Here is an 18,511-nt window from a genome sequence, read left to right on the forward strand (position 1 = left end):
GTGCGACCGTCGGGACAGACGGCTTAATTCTTGTCGACCGGCTTTGAGCGCATTCGCGAAACGGTCTCACGCTCGGCCCGCTTCGAACGCATCGGCGGCAGGCCGCGGTCGACCAGGTCCATGTCTTCCAGCACCATGTCGCCCATCCGCTTGAAAGCGATGTCGAGTGCGCCGGCCCGGTGGGCGGAGCGCAGGAACCCCGGCAATGTGCGGACCGGGTGATCTTGGGCCAGCGGCTCCTCAGGAAAAACATCACTGGCGGCGACGATGTGGCCGCTGCGGACAGCATCCATCAGTGCCGGAAAATCGACCACGCCAGCCCGGCTGAGTAGGATGAAAGCGGATCCCTCGCGCATCCTGGCAAAGGCTTCGGCGCCGAGGAAACCCTGGTTTTCGCTGGTCACCGAAGTGACGACGAAGACGAAATCGCTGCTCGACAGGACTTCATCGAGCGAGGCCGGCTCAACGCCGTTCTCGATCAGGATCGACGGCGGCAGCCACGGGTCGAAGACTTTTGTCCGCGTGCGAAAACCCGTCAAAAGCCGGTTGAGCGCGCGGCCGAGATCGCCGAAGCCGATGATGCCGACATCCGCGCCGGAAAGAAGCCGCGCCGTCCGGTTGCCGTCGCCGCCCCACAATTCCTTGCCTTGACGAAAAGCGAGGTCGGCATCGACGATGTCGCGGGCAAGGTTGAGCGCCATGGCAAGGCCGAGCTCGGCCACCGGTTCGGCAAAGACCAGCCCAGTGGTGACGACATGGATGCCGCGCGAAAACAGCGTCTCATATGGCATGTTGTTGATGAGGTTGCTCTCGACATTGAAGATGCAGCGCAGCGCCTTCATTTTTTCCAGTGTCTCTGGCGCGATCGGCGGCTGGCCGACAATGTAGCGCGCCTCGCCAAGGATATCGGCCGGCAGCGCCGCGACACCTTCGGGCGATGTTTCGACGATGCGGTATTTCGACCGAAATTTCGTCAGCGCAGCCGGCGTGAAGATCAGGTCGAGCGTGCGTGGATGGGGTGCGCTGATCACCAGCGGCAACGCGTTGTCGGACATGATACTTTTCCTCCCGTGCGATCCACGACGCACCATACTGGAATCATCTTTTCCAGCCCGACCCCTATCACATGCCTGTCGAGGAGGAGAAGTTTGCCCGCCTTTCGGCCTTGCGGTGTGGCGGTCGGTGGTCCAGATAGACGGCGATCGAAGGACGACAAGGAAGACAGCGACATGATCCCGTTTCGAAAGAACCTCATCGATGGCGAGTGGGTGGGCGATGCCGGCTCCCGCAATATCAACCCGTCCAATCTCGACGACGTGGTCGGCGAATATGCATCGGGAGGCGCCGAGCACGCCCGGCAGGCCATCGCGGCGGCGAAGGCGGCATTTCCGGCATGGTCCCGATCGGGCCTGCTGGCACGCCACGCGGTGCTGAGGAAGGCGTCGGACGAGATCACCGCGCGGAAAGATGAAATCGGCCGGGCCTTGGCGCGCGAGGAAGGCAAGACGCTGGTCGAGGGCATTGGCGAGACTGTGCGGGCTGCCCAGATATTCGACTTCTTCGCCGGCGAGACGCTACGCCTGTCGGGCGAGCTGGTGCCAAGCGTGCGGCCCGGCGTCGGCGTCGAGATCACCCGCGAAGCGGTCGGCGTCGTCGGCATCATCACGCCGTGGAATTTCCCGATCGCCATTCCGGCCTGGAAAATCGCTCCGGCGCTGGCCTACGGCAACACTATCGTCTTCAAGCCGGCGGAACTCGTTCCGGAGAGCGCCTGGACAATTGTCGACATCCTGCACCGCGCCGGACTGCCCAACGGCGTGCTCAACCTGGTGATGGGCAAAGGTTCGGTGGTCGGCCAGGCCATGCTCGACAGCCCTGATCTCAACGCCATCACCTTCACCGGCTCGGTCGGCACCGGCAAGCGCGTGGCCGCCGCCAGCGTCGAGCACATGCGCAAGTTCCAGCTCGAAATGGGCGGCAAGAACCCGCTTGTCGTGCTCGATGATGCCGACCTTGCCGTCGCCGTCGACTGCGCGGTCAACGGCGCCTACTTCTCGACCGGCCAGCGCTGCACGGCGTCGTCCCGCCTGGTGGTGACGGACGGCATCCATGACCGCTTCGTCGAGGCGATGAAAGATCGCCTGGGCAAGCTGGTCATCGGCGACGCTCTCGATGCCAAGACCCAGATCGGGCCGGTGGTCGACCAGAGCCAGCTCAAACAGGACGAGGACTATATCGCCATCGGACGTCGGGAAGGTGCCGATCTCGCTTTCGGCGGTGAGCGGCTCGATCGCGAAACCCGCGGCTTCTATTTGCAACCGGCGCTGTTCACCGAAACCACCAACGCCATGCGCATTTCCCGTGAGGAGATTTTCGGACCTGTCGCTAACGTCATCCGCGTCAAGAATTATGATGAGGCGCTGGCGGTGGCCAACGACACGCCGTTCGGGCTGACGTCCGGCATCTGCACCTCGAGCCTCAAGCATGCCACGCATTTCAAGCGCAATTCGGAAGCCGGCATGGTCATGGTCAACCTGCCGACGGCGGGCGTCGACTTCCACGTGCCCTTCGGCGGGCGCAAGGGGTCGAGCTATGGCCCACGCGAGCAGGGCCGCTACGCCGCGGAGTTCTACACGACCGTGAAGACCGCCTATACATTCGCTGGCTGATCACGGCGGCACTCATCCGGGACCAGCCAGGCAGGCGAGCAAATCGATGGCATCTGAAAATACGGACCTGACCTGGCTCAATCCGCCGCCGCACCACGAGTTCGGCGACAATACGGTGCATGTGCGGACCGGCAAGGAGACCGACTTCTGGCGAGAGACGTTCTACGGCTTCTGGCGTGACAATGGCCATTTCCTCTATCGTGAGGTCGAGGGCGATTTCAGCGCCGAAGTCACGGCCAAGGGGCACTATGAGGTGCTTTACGACCAAGCCGGGCTTATGGTCCGCCTGAGCGAGACCCATTGGATCAAGGCCGGCATCGAATACACCGACGGGCTGATGTATTTTTCCGTCGTCGTCACCAACGATGCCTCCGACTGGTCGCTGGCCAATATTCCGGCCGACCCGGACGGCGTCAGGATCCGCTTGACGCGTCATGCCGAGACGATCCGTGTCCAGTATCTGGACGCGACCGACAAACATTGGAAGCCGGTGCGGCTTGCCTATTTCCCGCCGTCGAAAACGGTCGATGTCGGCATGATGTGCTGCTCGCCGCAGCGCGAGGGCTTCGAGGTCACATTCAGCGACTTTTCGATCGGCCCGCCGATCTCGCGGCAGCTTCACGACTGAGGCGCCGCGATCCGGTCGGGCGGTTTGCGTCCGGCCGGCCTCAGTAGGTCGCCCGGCCGCCGGAGACGTCGAAGACGGCCGCCGTCGTGAACGAGCATTCCTCGGACGCGATCCAGCAAATCAGCGCCGCCACCTCCTCGACCTCGCCGAACCGCGCCATTGGTATTTTGGACAGCATGAAGTCGATGTGCTGCTGGCTCATCTGCTGGAAGATCGCGGTGCGCACGGCCGCCGGCGTGACGCAGTTCACCGTTACCCTGGTCTTGGCCAGTTCCTTGCCGAGCGATTTGGTCATGCCGATCACCGCGGCCTTGGAGGTGCTGTAGGCCGAGGCGTTCGGGTTTCCTTCCTTGCCGGCAATCGAGGCGATGTTGACGATCCTGCCGTAATTGCGTTCGAGCATATGCGGGACCAGCGCTTTGTTGCAGAAGAAGACGCCGTTGATGTTGATGTCGATGACCCGGCGCCAATCCTCTACGGAATACTCCCAGGTCGTCATGTTCGGTCCGGTGATGGCAGCGCTGGTGACAAGGACATCGACTGCGCCAATCGCTTCGATCGTCTCTCGGGCGGCGGCTTCGACCGCTATGGGGTCGGCGACGTCTAAGGTGACGCTGTGCAGGCCTGGAACAATGGCCTTGGCCTGCTCGATCTGGGCGGCATCGCGATCCCAGACCGAAACACGCCCGCCTTCCTTAGTGATCCTTTGCGCGACGGCAAGGCCGATGCCTGAGGCGCCGCCGGTGATAACAGCAGATCGTCCGGCAAATCGTCCCGCGAAACTCATCGGCATGTGGTCTTCCTCCCAATCGGCGGCGAATGTGAAGTCAACGGCGGACAAGTTCAAGCGCGGACTTGCAGCCTCCGAACAGCTTCGTGATGGGCCAGCACCAGGCAATTGAACGGCACTGCCTCCTGGCCAAATCGTCTCGTCCGGCATGGGAGAACTGCAGGAACGACTTCGCCCAGTTTGTCATCCGGGTGACATGCAGCGCCGGATGCGCTATATTGCACTGCACAATGCGAGCGCCTGCAGGCGAGGCTCCCATCGATCCAATGAATCGACCCATGAGCGGCCCATGAAATCGGCATTGAGCTGCAAGGGCGGAAAACCGATACCGAGATGAAGATTCCAAAATCTCTGTTGATCGATCCGGACAAGAACACGGTCTATGGCAGCTTTGCCGTTGCAGTCTCGATCTGGGCGTTCTCCTACTCGACCATTCTCGGCCAGGCCATGATCCTGGCCTATTATGCAGTCTGGCTGCCGCTCATCCTGGTCGACTACCGGAAAATATTAAGGCACGCTTCCAGCGCCTGGCTTCCGCTGGCGTTTGCAGCCTATGTCTGCTTCTCGGTGTTCTGGTCGGCAGCTCCCGGCACCACGGCAAGGACGGCCGTGCAATATTGTTCCCATATCGCATGCGCCTACATTGCCGCGCGCACGGTCAGCGTCCGGACCTTGACCATAGGCGCCCTAATAGGGATTTTCGTCGTCCTGCTCTACTCGCTCAAGGTCGCGAGTTATTCCTACGACGTTCTCGACGGGACATACAATTTCGTCGGCGCTTTCAGCTCCAAGAACCAGATCGGCTTTGTCGCATCGCTTGGCATCTATTTCTGCGTTGTCTACCTGGCCTTTCTCAGGCGCGGCCGCATAGGTTTTTTGTTGATTGTACCAATCGTCCTTCTGTCGGGCTATCTGCTGGTCGTGTCGCATTCGGCCACTTCGATGGCATCGACCCCGGCGGTTCTCGCCCTGGTCGCGCTGCTTTCCATGGGCAAGCTGCTTTCGCTCCGCCATCGCCGGGTCATTTTCGTGATCGGTGCAGGCGGGCTGGTCGCCTGCACCGTGATTGCGCTGAATCTCGGGCTAATGGACTTTGTCCTTGGCCTCTTCGGCAAGGATTCGACGCTCACCGGACGAACCTACCTCTGGCAGCAGGGCTGGAATGCCGCGCAGCAATCGCCCATCCTCGGCGTCGGCTACGCGGCGTATTGGGTGCAGGGCTTCTCCGAGGCCGAGCGGCTGTGGAATGAATTCTACATCGCCGCCCGAAGCGGCTTCCACTTCCACAACACCTACATCGAGACCTTGGTGGAACTCGGCTTCGTCGGAGCGACACTGCTGTCGCTGATCATCCTGCGCACGCTCTGGGGGCACGTCTCGGCGCTGATATTCAGGACATGGCAAGCCGAGTCTGTGATTCTCGCAGGCGTCATGGTGCTTTTGTTCATCCGCTCCTTCGTCGAGGTCGAGACCCTCAATCCCTACATCATGGGATCGTTCCTGCTGTATTACAGCTACTTCAAGCTGGTGAAGGTGCCGTCCGTCGCCCGTTCCCGGTGGAGCGCCGCGAACCATCTCGAGGAACCGGACGCCGTGCGAGGCTAGAGCGGGCCGATCCGGGCTGTTCGTCGCCCAAAGGCCGCCTTGTTTTCTGATCCATAAAATACGAAGCCCAAAACCCCGCAGGCCGCCGCCTGCGAGGTGGGTGCTTCGCTCCGGTGGAAAGAAGCTACTGGATGGCCAGGGGCGCCGGTTTGACCTTGATCACGTCCCCGGGCAGTACCGGCGTGTCTTCGTCGGCGGTGATTTCGCTGGTCTTGCCGTCGACCACCCGCACCAGGGAAAACGACATGGCGGCTGGTTCGTTGTTGCCATAGAATTGCGGCATGGGGTTGCCCGACAGGGCTTCGGTCATCAAGCCTTTTTCCATATTCAGCTTCAGCGTCGCTTCGTTGAGGTCGGCTTCCGTCTGTTGCCGGTCGGTCGCGAGGGTGGAGTTCTGGGTGTTCTCCAGATCGATAGCGTCCTGAGTGGCCTTGCTGATCGACTGCTTGGCCGTGAGAATCGCCGTTTCGTAATCCAGTATCTGGCCTTCGAGGTCGGCGATGGTTTGCTGGGAATTCAAAACCCGGGTGTTGACGACCAGGCCTTTTTGCGCCAGCGAGCCGATACCGTTGAGCTGCTCCTTCGCCAGATCGACCTGCTTCTGCTGGTTGACGATCTTTTTCTGCAGCGAATCGATCTCGCTCTGCAGCAGCGCCTTCAAGTCGTCGAGCGCCTGCAAGCGTAGGTTGAGTTTCTTCTGGTCGGCCGCCAGGATCGCCGTCTCATCGGCAACGATGCTGGGCAGCTTCGGATCGTCGGCCACTTCTTTCGGCACTTCGAATGACGGTTTGTTCGCCAGTTCCGCTTCGATGCGGGCGCGCTTGACGATCAGCCTGACCTGTTGGTCTTGAAGTACGTCGAAATTGCCCTTGGCATTGATCAGGTCGCGGTCGTAGCGCTGCCCGCTCTCCGAGTTCCGCCGCGTTCCGCCGGCAATGCTCATCGCTTTCAGCACCGTCAGCCCAGGCACGCAAGGATACTGTCCGGGCGATTGCACCTCGCCAGAAATATAGAACGGCCGGTACTGCGCCATTTCGACGGAGGCCTCGGGCTTGTCAGCCAGGGCGAGCTTACGCTGTAGCGCCTCGCCGAGCGATGCCGCGATCTCCGAGGTCGTCTTGCCGGATGCGGGCATCTCGCCGACGAACGGCACCGACAAGGTTCCTGCCGGCCCGACCGTGTATTCTCCATTGATGGCCGACCAGTCACGGAACGTGCCTTCGACGGTCTGCCATTCCGCTACGCGGATGGTTAGCTTGTCTTGTGCTCCAAGCCGATAGTCATCGGCGAAGGCAAACTGCGGCAGGGCCAGCGACAGGCCGGTCGCCAGCGTGAGGCAAGTCGTCAAAAGTCGTACTCGCCGCATGCGTCTGGAGAGAATGCCGGTGCAAAAGATATCGATTATATCTGCTTTCAACTGAGCGTTTCCGATCTGGTTTGCCCCGCCCGATGCCTGAGTCCCGATGCCTGAGTCCCGGGGCCTGAGTTCCGGGCTCGAATTCTGGACAGTCGCTCCTCGATGCACGGCCAGCAAGCGGCCGTCAGTAGCAGCCTCGCGACATCCAGACCGCAGGTACGGTCTTGATGATGATGCGAATGTCTTCGAACATCGACCAGTTCTCGACATAGTGTCGATCGAACGCGACGCGGCTGTCGTAGGAAACATCGTTGCGTCCGCTAACCTGCCAGAGCCCGGTCAGGCCGGGGCGCGATTTCAGGTAATAGACGGCCGAATTGCCATAGATCTCCAACTCATCGCGTACCACGGGACGAGGCCCAACCAGGCTCATATCCCCCTGCAGGATGTTGATGATCTGCGGCAACTCATCGAGGCTGAGCTTCCTCAGCACCGCTCCGACGCGCGTGATCCGCGGGTCGTTCTTCAACTTGCGGGTCGCTATCCATTCGGCGTTGGCCTCCGGATTCGCGGCGAGATAGGCAGCAAGCACCCGCTCGCCGTCTGGAACCATAGTGCGGAACTTGAGGCACGGAAAAATCCGTCCTCCGCGGCCGATCCGGCTATGACCATAGAAAATCGGCCCGCCATCGGAAAACCTGACAAGCAGCGCTATCATCACGAACAGCGGGCTGAGAGCGATCAGGCCGATCAGCGAACCGGCAATATCGAAGCTGCGTTTGAGCAGGCCGCCGATCGGCGGCGGAAAATCGACGCCGGCCTGCGAAAAATCCGCGTCGGCCGGCTTGGCTACGTCCCTCATGCGTAAACTCCATACGTTGAACGGATGGTTTAGCGCACGATACCAAAAAAATGCTGCAGCGCAACACACAATTTCCCAGCCGGCTGTAATAGTCGCGTCATGAACTGACTAAATAATGAACTCGTCCTGCACAAAATTTTGCCTTTATGTCGCAAAGGCGACAGATTATGGGCAATTTTGGAAAATCTAGTCCAATTTTGGGGCTGATTTTGGGCGAATCGCTCTTTATACCCGGTTGTGGAGCTTTGCCGTCACTTAGAAGTTCAAAATATCGACTGATGTTATGATAAGATACTGGTCAATATTATAAATCTTACTGGAGCGAGTCGATATCCGTCAATCAGTGGTGATGCCGACGTGTGCATTGCACCATGGCAGAGGCGATCCTGAGGATTCGCTTAAAATTATTCCGTAGCTGCCCTTGCCGCCTATTGCTCGCCTCAATAGAGTTGCAAATTGTTTCTGTCGGAGTATGGACAGATTGGGCAAGGCCGGAAGCAACCGGCCAGAAGCGGGCAACCTAAACAAGCTCGCAGAGTTTAAGGGAGGTGCTCGGGGTGGGCTTGTCGACATTTTTTCCCGAGCCGGTTGATGGGCTATCGGGTATGTCACTGCCAAAGTTCATTATCGGAATGTGTTTTGCGCTGGCGATCGTGGTCGTCTGGTCCTATTTGGGCGGCGCCTCGCTCGGCACGACGCTTTTTCGCGTCATCGGCTGCGCCATAGTCATCCAACTCGGTTATTTTCTGCTGGTCTTTGCCATGGTCGCAAGAAATGCCCCGACCTCGGCCGACAAAATTCGCGACGCAGAACGAAAGCTGAGTTCGAACGAAGCGGCCGAAGGCGAGAAATTAAGCGCCAGGAGAGGCCTTCACTGATTTCGGGCGTTGGCCTCCAGCAACACGCCGCAAGTCGGCATCCCGTTTCTTCAATTCCTCGATGCTCCCGGCCTCCACCAAGCGGCCGCTCTCCATCGCCACGACCTACTCGGCAGTGACTGGTTGGCCAACTGAGCGCGCCAGTGGCTTGATCCGGGCCGTGCAGGAGCGGCTCTGCCAAGCGGCGCCTTTCGGGAGCTATCCCGATTGCGGCTCGCCGCCTGCCCAGCCGCGTCATGACACCCAGCCAAATGAAAAACTGGACGGCGCCGATGATTTTGGCGATGCTTGCTTCGCACTTGCAGCATAGGCATTTGGGCCGATGCATGTCAGACGGGCGGTGAGGCATTGAGCGGGGAGGGCGAGGAAATCCGCAACGATTTCTGCAATCGAGAGGCATGTCCATGACATCATCCCAAGTCTGCGTGATCATCGCTGCCCGTAACGCGGCGCGGACAATCCCGGCTGCCATTGCATCGGCATTGCGCGAGCCGGAGGTTGCGGAAGTCGTCGTCGTCGACGACGCGTCCACCGACGATACCGCGAAAGTCGCCCATGCAGCCGACGACGGCACGGGCCGCCTTTCCGTCATCCGCTTCGACGTCAATCGCGGCCCCTCCTTTGCCCGCAACGCCGCGATAGCCGGTTCCAGGTCGCCGTTCATCAGCATCCTGGACGCTGATGATTTCTTTTTCGAAGGCAGGTTTCACAGACTGTTCGCCAGCACCGATTGGGATTTCGCGGCAGACAACATCATGCTTGTCAGGGATGACGCGGCAACCGACGTCTCGAAAATCGTCGCTCCACCGTTTTCGCCCGAGCCGGAATTCCTCGATTTCGAGGGTTTCATCGACGCCAACATCTCCAGGCGCCGTGTGCAACGAGGGGAACTGGGCTTCCTCAAACCCGTGATCAGCCGCGCCTTCCTCGATCGGCATGAGCTGCGCTACGACGAGAAGCTGCGCCTTGGCGAAGACTATGAACTCTATGCGCGCGCGGTTGCGCATGGCGCGCGCTTCAAGGTCATCAAATCCTGTGGCTACGGCGCGATCGTGCGCGCCGATTCGCTGAGCGGACGGCACAACACCCAGGATCTGAAGCATCTGGCCGATGCCGACCTGGCACTGCTTGCGATCGACAGTTTGCCGGAGGCATCGAAGGCTGCGCTGAGAAGGCACGAGCGGCACATTCGCGACAAATACCGGTTGCGGAAGTTCTTAGACGTGAAGACTGAGCGCGGGCTGGCGCCGGCTGTGGCCTATGCCTTGGCCGGCTCGTCCAACCTCACGGCCGTCGTCCGCGGCGTTGCCTCCGACAAGCTGGATGCGCTGTTTCGCCGCGCTGGCTTCGCCGCTAAGCGTCAGCATGTGCCGCCGCTGCGCTTCCTCATGGCCGGAACCAGCACAGCCGGCGAAAGCTAGGCTCGTCAACGTGGCGATCGCCTTACCTCGGTCGGCTCGCACCATTTCGACGCGATTTATGAGTTTACGATCTAGGTGGTTGCCTATGCGCGCGGGGAATGGCAATCTATGTTGCGGTGCAGCAATTTTGGACGGCCAACCGAACTGGCCCGAGACATCCCCTGTCAGAGGAGCTGGACGATGCGAGAAATGTCTTTTGAACGTGGACGGGCGCCAAGGCCGGTCATCATCTCGACGATGATGGGGCGCTGACTGCATGGCCTCGATCTTTCGCTTCCGATCGAGAGATCCGGCGCGCGACACGCAGACCGACACCGCGCGACTCGATCGCTTGGCGAAGCTGCTGGACCAGATCGCGGCCGAGGTCGAGGCGGAGAAGAACGGACTTGAGAACCGCTACAGGACAACGGCCACCAATGCCGCCTTCCTGGTCGAGGCCATGGAAAACGGGGCGGTCTCCTCCCGCAGGTCTTCCGAAGTTGGCGAACTGACCAGGTCGATCCTGAATTGCGAGCGGCGCATCGCTGCGCTCTCGCGCCAGAAGCAGATGATGAAGGATCTCCGTCATTCGCTGGATGAAATCTTCGAGGAGGATCGGCAGAACGGCCCAGACATAAGGACCGATTTTGTGAAACCCGCCGGTCCCGGCACAGGTTGAGCGAATATCCCGGAGTCGGCGCAATGGTTTTGGGCACGCTACACGGAGCCTAGGAGCGACAGAGGTCAAGATTAGCTTGTTTCGTCACGGTTCGAACGATCGCTTTGGGGGCGCACAGCACAAAGGTGAGTTTGATATGAACGCAGATCCTAAAAGCACGTCCACCCCGGCAACCGGCGGCACCCCGTTCACGCGCCCGATCCCAGGCAAGCTGCGGCGGCTCCGTTCAGACGGCGCGTTTCTGCTGATCGTTCTCGGCAGCCTGGTTGCGGGCCTGGTGCCCGTCCGCGCCCAGGATCTCCCAACCGCGCCGTCCTTTGTCGATGATTTCACCAGCCTCAGTCGCGCGCGCTGGTACATTTCCGACGGCTGGACGAACGGCAAGCATCAGAACTGCACCTGGTCCAAAAGCCTGATCGGCCTTTCCGACGGCATGCTGACGCTCGGTTTCGAGAAGCGCAAGCTGAAGGATCGCGAATTCGCCTGCGCCGAGATCCAGACCAAGCAGCGCTTCGGCTACGGCACCTACGAGGCGCGGATGAAGACCGACACGGGCTCCGGCGTCAACGCGGCATTCTTCAGCTTCGTCGGCGATGCCGACAAGCAGCCGCATGATGAAATCGACTTCGAGGTGCTGACCAAGGACACGTCCAAGGTCCAGGTCAACGCCTACATAGCCGGCAAGGGCAAGAACGAGAAGCTGGTCGACGTCGCCGGGGGCACCGACAAGGCCTTCAACGACTACGCCTTCGTCTGGGAAAAGGACCGGCTGCGCTGGTACGTCAACGGCAAGCTTGTCCACGAGATCACCGATCCGGCGAAGCTGCCCACCCATTCGCAAAGAATCTATTTCAGCCTGTGGGGCAGCGATACGATGAAGGGCTGGATGGGGCCGTTCTCGGATCCGGGCCGCAAGCTCGCCATGCAAGTGGACCGCGTTGCATTCACCGCACTCGGCCAGCCCTGCCAATTCCCGGAATCGCTGGCATGCAAAACGAACTAGAAGCGCATCTGAACCCGCCGGGCCGAAGGTGGTCCGAGCCCGAAGCTCGAACAGGCCCCGAAGCCTTGAACAGGAATGAAACCGAATGAATTTGACTGTCTTTGGAATCGGCTATGTCGGTCTTGTACAGGCGGCGGTGCTTGCCGAAGTCGGCCATCAGGTGGTCTGCGTCGACATCGATGCAAAAAAGGTCGAGCGGCTCAACCAGGGTCATGTCCCGATCTTCGAGCCTGGGCTCGAAAACATGGTCAAGGAGAACCATGCCGCCGGCCGCATCAAGTTCACCACCGACGCCGCCGCGGCGATCAAGCATGGCCAGATCCAGATGATCGCGGTCGGCACGCCTCCGGGCGAGGATGGTTCGGCAGACCTGAAATATGTGCTGGCCGTCGCCGAGGCCATCGGTCGTGAGATGGACGCGCCCAAGATCGTCGTCGGCAAGTCGACCGTGCCGGTCGGTACCTGCGAAAGGATAAAGGCCAGGATTGCCGAGACGCTGAGGGCGCGCGGGCGCGAGGATCTGGCTTTCGACGTCGCCTCCAATCCGGAATTCCTCAAGGAAGGGTCCGCTGTGAGCGACTGCATGAAGCCCGACCGCATCATCGTCGGCACCAGCAACGAGGACACCGAGGCGGTGATGCGCGAGCTCTACGCGCCGTTCAACCGCAACCACGAAAAGATGATCGTGATGGACGTGCGCAGTGCCGAGTTTACCAAATACGCGGCCAATTGCATGCTGGCGACCAAGATCAGCTTCATGAACGAAATGGCCAATTTGGCCGAGCAACTGGGCGCCGACATCGAGGAGGTCCGCAAGGGCATCGGCAGCGACCCGCGGATCGGCTACCACTTCATCTATCCGGGCCTCGGCTATGGCGGCTCGTGCTTCCCGAAGGATGTGCGCGCCCTGATCAAGACCGCCGAAGCCATCAAGTTCGACGCCAAGCTGCTGCGTGCCGTCGAGGAGCGCAACAACCAGCAGAAGTCGGTCCTGTTCGAGAAGGTGGACCGCTATTTCAAGGGCAATCTCAAGGGCAAGACCTTTGCGCTGTGGGGCCTGGCCTTCAAGCCCAATACCGACGACATGCGCGAAGCCCCGGCCCGCACGCTGATGGAGGCGCTCTGGGCCGCCGGTGCCAATGTGCAGGCCTACGATCCCGAGGCGATGCAGGAATGCCAGGCGATCTACGGGTTGCGCGACGACCTGCAGCTGTGCGGCACCAAAGAGGCCGCTGTGCGAGGTGCCGACGCGCTCTTGATCGTGACCGAGTGGAAGAGCTTCAGTGCGCCGTCCTTCGATGCATTGAAGGACGCGCTGACCACGCCCGTCATCTTCGACGGACGCAACCTCTACGACCCCAAGGTCATCGCCCGCCACGGCATCGAATACCACAGCATCGGCAGAATGGCGGCGTGACGATAGGGCGGTCCAGCAAGGAGCCAGGTCCATGAAAGTTCTGTTTGCAGGCGGCAACGGCTACACGCCGCAGTTCAGCGGTGGCGTTCAGTCGAGCACGCACCATCTGGTCGAGCAGCTGCGCGAGCACGGTCATGACGCCTCGGTCCTGGCGGCACTGTTCGGTGATGGCATGTTCGGCTTCAAGGCGCGCGCCAAGATGAAACTGCTTCGCCAGCGTGCGGTCATCGACAGCTATCCCGGCTATCCGGTCGTGCGGGCGTGGTTTCCCTGGGAGGCGGCGCGCTTCGCGGTCGAACGGCTCGATCCCGATGTCGCCGTCGTGCAGTGCCACAAATCGGTGCCGATCGGAAAGGCGCTGCAGGCGCTCGGCGTGCCGCTGGTGGTCTATCTGCGGAACGTCGAATTCCACGAGCTGGCCGGCGACCTGCGCGAATTGCATTCGGCGCTTTATATCGCCAACTCCGAATTCACCGCGCGCACCTATAAGGAAAGGTTCGGCATCGACTCGACCGTGATTCCGCCGACCATCAATCCCGGGCTCTACAGCACCCCGACGACCGGCGAATTCGTCACGCTGATCAACCCTTACAATGAAAAAGGGTTCGAACTCGCCGTGCGCATCGCCGGCCAATGCCCCGAAATCCCGTTTCTGTTCGTCGAAAGCTGGAAGCTCGACGACGACCACCGGGCGCAGATCGAACGGACCATCGCGCCGCTGCGCAACGTCAGGCTGGAAAGCCGTACCAGCGACATGAAGACGGTCTATGGCCGCACCAAGATCCTGCTGGCGCCCAGCAAATGGGAAGAGGCCTGGGGGCGCGTGGCATCCGAGGCCCATTGCAGCGGCATTCCGGTCGTCGGGTCCCGCCGCGGCGGCCTGCCGGAAGCGATCGGCGCCGGCGGCGTTGTACTTGACTATGACGCACCGCTCGACGACTGGGTCGCCGCAGTCAGGCGGCTATGGAGCGACAAGGCCGAGTACGACCGGCTGTCGGCGGCGGCGCAGCTGTTTTCGGAGCGGCCGCAAATGAATCCAGACATTCAGTTCGCGACCTTCCTCGGCGTTCTCGACAACGCCAGGCAAGGCGCGCTGGAGCATGCCGCCTGATGCATTTCGTCCAAAACCATGCACGTTCCCCAAAAGCCGGCTCTCGCGCCTGACCGGGGTGGGAGCTGCTTTGGGACAACGGCACGCACAACACCAGACGCTTGGGGCGCCTCGCACGGCGGCGACGGGCTTCAGCCCTCATCCGCGCGAGCAGATCGCCGACCGGCCTCGAAAGATCGTCCATTCGATGAAGATTTGCTTCGTAGTTGATAAGTTCCCCTCTTTATCGGAGACCTTCGTCCTCGACCAGATAGAAGGGTGCCTCGAGCGCGGCATGCAAGTCGGCGTCGTCTGCAACGAGACGTCGTTCGGCAAGGACAGCAACATCGACGATCGCCGCTGGCAGGCGCTGCCTGGCAAGGTCGTCTGCTGGTGGGGCGGACTGGGGCGCTTTCGCCCGATGCTCAGGAGATGGTCGGGCAGGTTCTGGGATAAGCTCTCGACCGCTATCGACATCGCCTTTGCGCGCAAATTGCAGAACGCCGATGTGATCGTCGCGCATTTCGGCAATAACGGCATGCGCGTTGCCCGCGCCATGAAACGAGGCCGGATTTCCGCTCCGCTGGTGACCATATTCCACGGCCGCGATGTCGGCGAACCGCTGCATGACGACACGCTCACGCGCTACAAGGTTGTCTTCGACAAGGGCGTTCTCCAGCTCCCGGTGAACGCGTTTTTCCGCGACGCCCTGATCGGCGTCGGCGCACCCCCCGCGCAAGTCATGGTTCACCATATGGGCGTGCGGCCCGGTGAGATCGGCTACCATTGGCGTTCCTGGGACCGGGACACGCTGTCCTTCATCTCGGTCTGCCGGCTGACCGAAAAGAAGGGCATCGAATTCGCCCTTCGGGCGCTCGCCAGCCTGCCGCAGCGTGACTGGGTCTATGCGGTGATTGGCGGCGGCGAATTGCTGGAAGAGTTGAAGAAGCTCGCCGTAAATCTCGGCATTGCCGACCGGGTGACTTTCCTCGGGCCGCGTCCGCACGCCGAGGTCAAGCAGCGCCTGCGCGACGCCCACGTATTCCTGCTGCCCAGCGTTGCTGCACAGGACGGCGATCTCGAGGGTATTCCGGTGGCGCTGATGGAAGCTATGGCCGCCGGGCTGATTGTTGTCAGCACCTATCACTCGGGCATCCCCGAGTTGATCGAGGATCAGGAGACAGGCTTCCTCGCACCGGAGCGAGACGTTGCGGCGTTGGCCCGCAAGCTTGTCTGGGTGGCCGAGAACCCGGACAAATGCGAGCGCATCGCACGTGCGGCGCGCCGCAAGATCGAGCAGGATTTCAACGCGGACCTGCTCAACGAACGTTTTGCGCAGATCGTTGCTCAACTGGCCGAAGCCAGGCGCCCGGCATGAACGCCAACCCGCCCCCCCAGTTCGGTCGCGTCGCTCTGCGCGGCGGCGTGGTGACGATCGGCGCGCAAGGCTTCAAGATGGCGATCCAGTTTCTCTCGGTCATCGTGCTTGCGCGTCTGCTGGTCCCCGAGGATTTTGGTCTCGTGGCTTCCGTCGGGCCGATCGTGGCCTTTGTCGGATTGCTTCAAAACCTAGGCCTGCAGCAGGCTGTGGTCCAGCGCAAGGACATCAGCACCGAACAGCTCAACCAGGTATTCTGGATCAGTGCGCTGGTTGGGCTGGGCAGTGCCGTGGTGGTGGCATGCCTGGCGCCCGCCATCGCCGCCTTCTACGGCGATCAACGCATGGTCGGGATCACCATCGGCTCTGCCTTGCCGCTGCTTCTTGGCAGCCTCGCCGCGGTGCCGCTGGCGCTGATGAACCGTCATTTGCGCTTTGGCCAGCTCGCGCTGAACGATGTGATAACCGCCGCTGCCGGACTTGCGACTACCGCAATCGCCGCCTATGCGGGACTGGGCTACTGGTCGCTGGTCATCGGCCCGGCGGTTTCGGCTGTTGTCGCGCTGGCCGCGGCATGGCAGGTGGCGCGCTGGACGCCGTCGCGGCCGGACCTGAAGGTCGATACCGACATATTGTCCTTCGGCGCCAATCTGACCGGCTTCAATCTGGCCAACTTCTTCTCGCGCAATCTCGACAACATCCTGATCGGAAAATATTCGGGCGCGATCGAACTCGGCTACTATGACCGCGCCTATAAGCTCCTGCTGTTTCCGCTTCAGAACATCAACCAGCCGCTGACACGCGTGATGGTGCCGCTGCTGAGCCGCATCCATGAGGACAAGGCGCGGTTTCGCGACATCTATGTGCGGACCAATTGGATGCTGGCGGCCATCACCATGCCCGGCATCGCGGCGCTGACGCTGACGTCCGACCAGGTCGTCGGGCTTCTCTTCGGCGAGCGCTGGACAGCGGTGGCGCCGATCTTCGCCTGGCTGGGCATCGCCAGCCTGATCCAGTCCGTCTCAAGCACCACCGGATGGATCTTCATCTGCCAGGGCAAGACCAAGACCATGTTCCACTGGGGCATCTACTCGTCGCTGACGACGGTCGCCGCCTTCATCATCGGCCTGCACTGGGGCGCCGTCGGTGTCGCCGCGGCCTACGCGATCAGCGGCTATATGCTGCGCGTCCCGGTGCTTGCCGTTCTTGTCCACCGGGTCGGCCCGGTGACCGCAGCCGACTTCCTGATCATGCAGGGGCTTTTCATCATGTCGTCGCTGCTTGCCTGGTCCGTCTACCGGGAGTTGCCCGTATCGCTGACCGGCCAGTCAGACCTGCTCGCGGTGGTCCTGGCGGTTGCCCTCAATTATTCGATCGGCCTGATCCTCATGCTTGCCCTTCGCCAGTCGCGCAGTGCGTTGTTCACCACGCTTTCCAGCGCCATGCGCAACGCCCGCTAGGCAGGCAATAACCGGCCTCAAAAGCTCACCTGCCGACATCGCCGACGCATGCTCCTCAAGCACTGCCTGAAGGCTCGTCCTGCGATAGAGGTCGAGATTGGCGGTAAGTCTGCCGAGCTTCTCGCTCGCTTCCTCGGGCGTTACCGTGTCGATGTCGAGCAGCAGGTCGGCGACGCCGATCCGCTTGGCGAGTTCCTTGGTCTTGAATTCATAGGCGATCGGCAGCACCGGCGTGCCGACGCAGAGCGACATGATCATCATGTGCATGCGCGTCGCGACGACGAAGTCGAAGCCTTTCACCAGGGCCATCAGTTGCTCCGGCGTGTGGAACGAAGCGTCCACGCTCACATGCTTGGCGATCTCCGGATCGAGTTCGGCAACGATCGCCCGCGCCGTCTTGGAATCGTCATGGGCGTATTCCGGCACGCCCTGGCAGGTAGAGACGAAGGTCACCTGCTTGGCGTGGTCCCTGACCAGGATGGTCGCAATCTCGCGGATCGAGTCGATGTAGCGGCGCATGCCGCCCTCGCCGTCGCTGACATAGTTCCAGTGACGGACGGAAATGGCGACGCGGCCGGTGACAGTCGCCGACTGGCCGGAGGCCAGAAAACTTCCGATCCTGTCGGTATCGGCCAGCGCAAAGACGGCGTCGGCCACGACGTGGCATTTGCCGGGGTCTTTCACCATGTCCACAATGTGGCCTCTCGAACGTTCATCGCGCAGCAGGATGAGCGGGCTCCGGTCGAAGATCGGGCTCAACTCCTGGCGATTGTAACTTTTGTTGAACGGGCCGAGCGATTGCGTGAAGAAGACCGGGTCCTTGCCCAGAATCGCGTCGATCCGGAATTGATTGAGGCGCCGTTCCAGATTGTAGGTCTCGACGAGATAGGTTCCGCCTGTCGTGACCACGAGGTCGGCGTCTTTGTAGATCTTGAGACCACGGCGATTGCTTGAGCTGAACAAACGCCCGAGAACGCCGCGGATGCCGAACCGCCGCAGGGCATTGAGTACGAGCCGATTGTAGATCGGCTTGATCAGGTTCTTCAGCCCACTGCCGTATTTGTAGCGGAACAGCGATTCCGACAGCAGCTTGTGGAATTCGAGATCTGGATACTCCTTCTTCGTGTAGAGCCTCGCCGCCACCTCCGGCTGGCTGTCGAAGACGTAGAACTGGATATCGTCCTGCACGATCGTCTTGAAAACATGGCGAATCGCCAGGAGAATCGCTGCGTCTCCGGTATTCAGGCAGACGGTGTTTTCAACCGCGATCTTCATTGAATGACCTCATTTCGTGA

15 protein-coding genes and 1 pseudogene are annotated in these 18,511 nt (G+C 61.2%); 11 read left to right on the forward strand and 5 right to left on the reverse strand.

All coding sequences use genetic code 11. The features are described 5' to 3' along the window. Positions 1-23: 23 nt before the first annotated feature. A complete protein-coding gene (locus tag NKH29_RS23875; protein WP_352483965.1) occupies positions 24-1,055 on the reverse strand; it encodes a hydroxyacid dehydrogenase in 1,032 nt (343 codons plus the stop codon). 177 nt (positions 1,056-1,232) lie between these two features. Between NKH29_RS23875 and NKH29_RS23880 the strand changes: the two genes are divergently transcribed. Both NKH29_RS23880 and NKH29_RS23885 read left to right on the forward strand, forming a co-directional pair. Further along, positions 1,233-2,669, forward strand: coding sequence for an aldehyde dehydrogenase family protein (locus tag NKH29_RS23880; protein ID WP_352483998.1), 1,437 nt, complete (start codon positions 1,233-1,235; stop codon positions 2,667-2,669). Between the two features lie 46 nt (positions 2,670-2,715). Beyond that, entirely contained in the window at positions 2,716-3,297 is a 582-nt protein-coding gene (locus NKH29_RS23885; RefSeq protein ID WP_352548921.1) for a DUF1349 domain-containing protein, read from the forward strand. A 40-nt stretch (positions 3,298-3,337) separates the two neighbouring features. Here the strand turns inward: NKH29_RS23885 and NKH29_RS23890 are convergent, their stop codons facing one another. Next, positions 3,338-4,090, reverse strand: a complete 753-nt coding sequence (locus tag NKH29_RS23890; RefSeq protein ID WP_352483967.1) for an SDR family NAD(P)-dependent oxidoreductase — start codon at positions 4,088-4,090, stop codon at positions 3,338-3,340. 330 nt (positions 4,091-4,420) lie between these two features. On the opposite strand from NKH29_RS23890, the gene NKH29_RS23895 reads away from it, so the two are divergent. Further along, a complete protein-coding gene (locus NKH29_RS23895; RefSeq protein ID WP_353000701.1) occupies positions 4,421-5,692 on the forward strand; it encodes an O-antigen ligase family protein in 1,272 nt (423 codons plus the stop codon). A gap of 124 nt (positions 5,693-5,816) precedes the next feature. Here NKH29_RS23895 and NKH29_RS23900 read toward each other — a convergent pair whose 3' ends face one another. Next, complete coding sequence (locus NKH29_RS23900) at positions 5,817-7,058, reverse strand: polysaccharide biosynthesis/export family protein (RefSeq protein ID WP_156948041.1); 1,242 nt, start codon at positions 7,056-7,058, stop codon at positions 5,817-5,819. Positions 7,059-7,233: 175 nt separating this feature from the next. Beyond that, positions 7,234-7,911, reverse strand: a complete 678-nt coding sequence (locus NKH29_RS23905) for a sugar transferase (protein WP_292659405.1) — start codon at positions 7,909-7,911, stop codon at positions 7,234-7,236. 557 nt (positions 7,912-8,468) lie between these two features. Here NKH29_RS23905 and NKH29_RS23910 point away from each other — a divergent pair. From NKH29_RS23910 to NKH29_RS23945, 8 genes are all read left to right on the forward strand, one after another. Further along, complete coding sequence (locus NKH29_RS23910; RefSeq protein WP_352790654.1) at positions 8,469-8,789, forward strand: exopolysaccharide production repressor protein; 321 nt, start codon at positions 8,469-8,471, stop codon at positions 8,787-8,789. 398 nt (positions 8,790-9,187) lie between these two features. Next, positions 9,188-10,210, forward strand: coding sequence for a glycosyltransferase family 2 protein (locus NKH29_RS23915; RefSeq protein ID WP_352483969.1), 1,023 nt, complete (start codon positions 9,188-9,190; stop codon positions 10,208-10,210). 256 nt (positions 10,211-10,466) lie between these two features. Beyond that, positions 10,467-10,868, forward strand: a complete 402-nt coding sequence (locus NKH29_RS23920; RefSeq protein ID WP_023717989.1) for a hypothetical protein — start codon at positions 10,467-10,469, stop codon at positions 10,866-10,868. A gap of 136 nt (positions 10,869-11,004) precedes the next feature. After that, positions 11,005-11,871 carry an endo-1,3-1,4-beta-glycanase ExoK gene (gene exoK / locus NKH29_RS23925; protein WP_352483971.1) on the forward strand — a complete coding sequence of 289 codons (867 nt, stop codon included), beginning with the start codon at positions 11,005-11,007 and terminating at the stop codon, positions 11,869-11,871. 85 nt (positions 11,872-11,956) lie between these two features. Next, complete coding sequence (locus NKH29_RS23930; RefSeq protein ID WP_023717987.1) at positions 11,957-13,288, forward strand: UDP-glucose dehydrogenase family protein; 1,332 nt, start codon at positions 11,957-11,959, stop codon at positions 13,286-13,288. Between the two features lie 31 nt (positions 13,289-13,319). Continuing rightward, positions 13,320-14,399: a glycosyltransferase gene (locus tag NKH29_RS23935; protein ID WP_023717986.1), complete on the forward strand. Its 1,080-nt coding sequence runs from the start codon at positions 13,320-13,322 to the stop codon at positions 14,397-14,399. A 187-nt stretch (positions 14,400-14,586) separates the two neighbouring features. After that, positions 14,587-15,756 carry a glycosyltransferase gene (locus NKH29_RS23940; RefSeq protein ID WP_352548919.1) on the forward strand — a complete coding sequence of 390 codons (1,170 nt, stop codon included), beginning with the start codon at positions 14,587-14,589 and terminating at the stop codon, positions 15,754-15,756. Then, positions 15,753-17,216 (forward strand): lipopolysaccharide biosynthesis protein, encoded by a 1,464-nt coding sequence (locus tag NKH29_RS23945; protein WP_023717984.1) that lies wholly within the window; start codon positions 15,753-15,755, stop codon positions 17,214-17,216. Before NKH29_RS23940 ends, NKH29_RS23945 begins: the two co-directional genes overlap by 4 nt. A 222-nt stretch (positions 17,217-17,438) precedes the next feature. Here NKH29_RS23945 and NKH29_RS23950 read toward each other — a convergent pair. Next, a pseudogene (locus NKH29_RS23950) lies at positions 17,439-18,491 on the reverse strand (polysaccharide pyruvyl transferase family protein); the annotation flags it as partial. Positions 18,492-18,511 lie beyond the last annotated feature (20 nt).

Source organism: Mesorhizobium sp. M1295, from assembly GCF_040318135.1.
GTDB lineage: Bacteria > Pseudomonadota > Alphaproteobacteria > Rhizobiales > Rhizobiaceae > Mesorhizobium.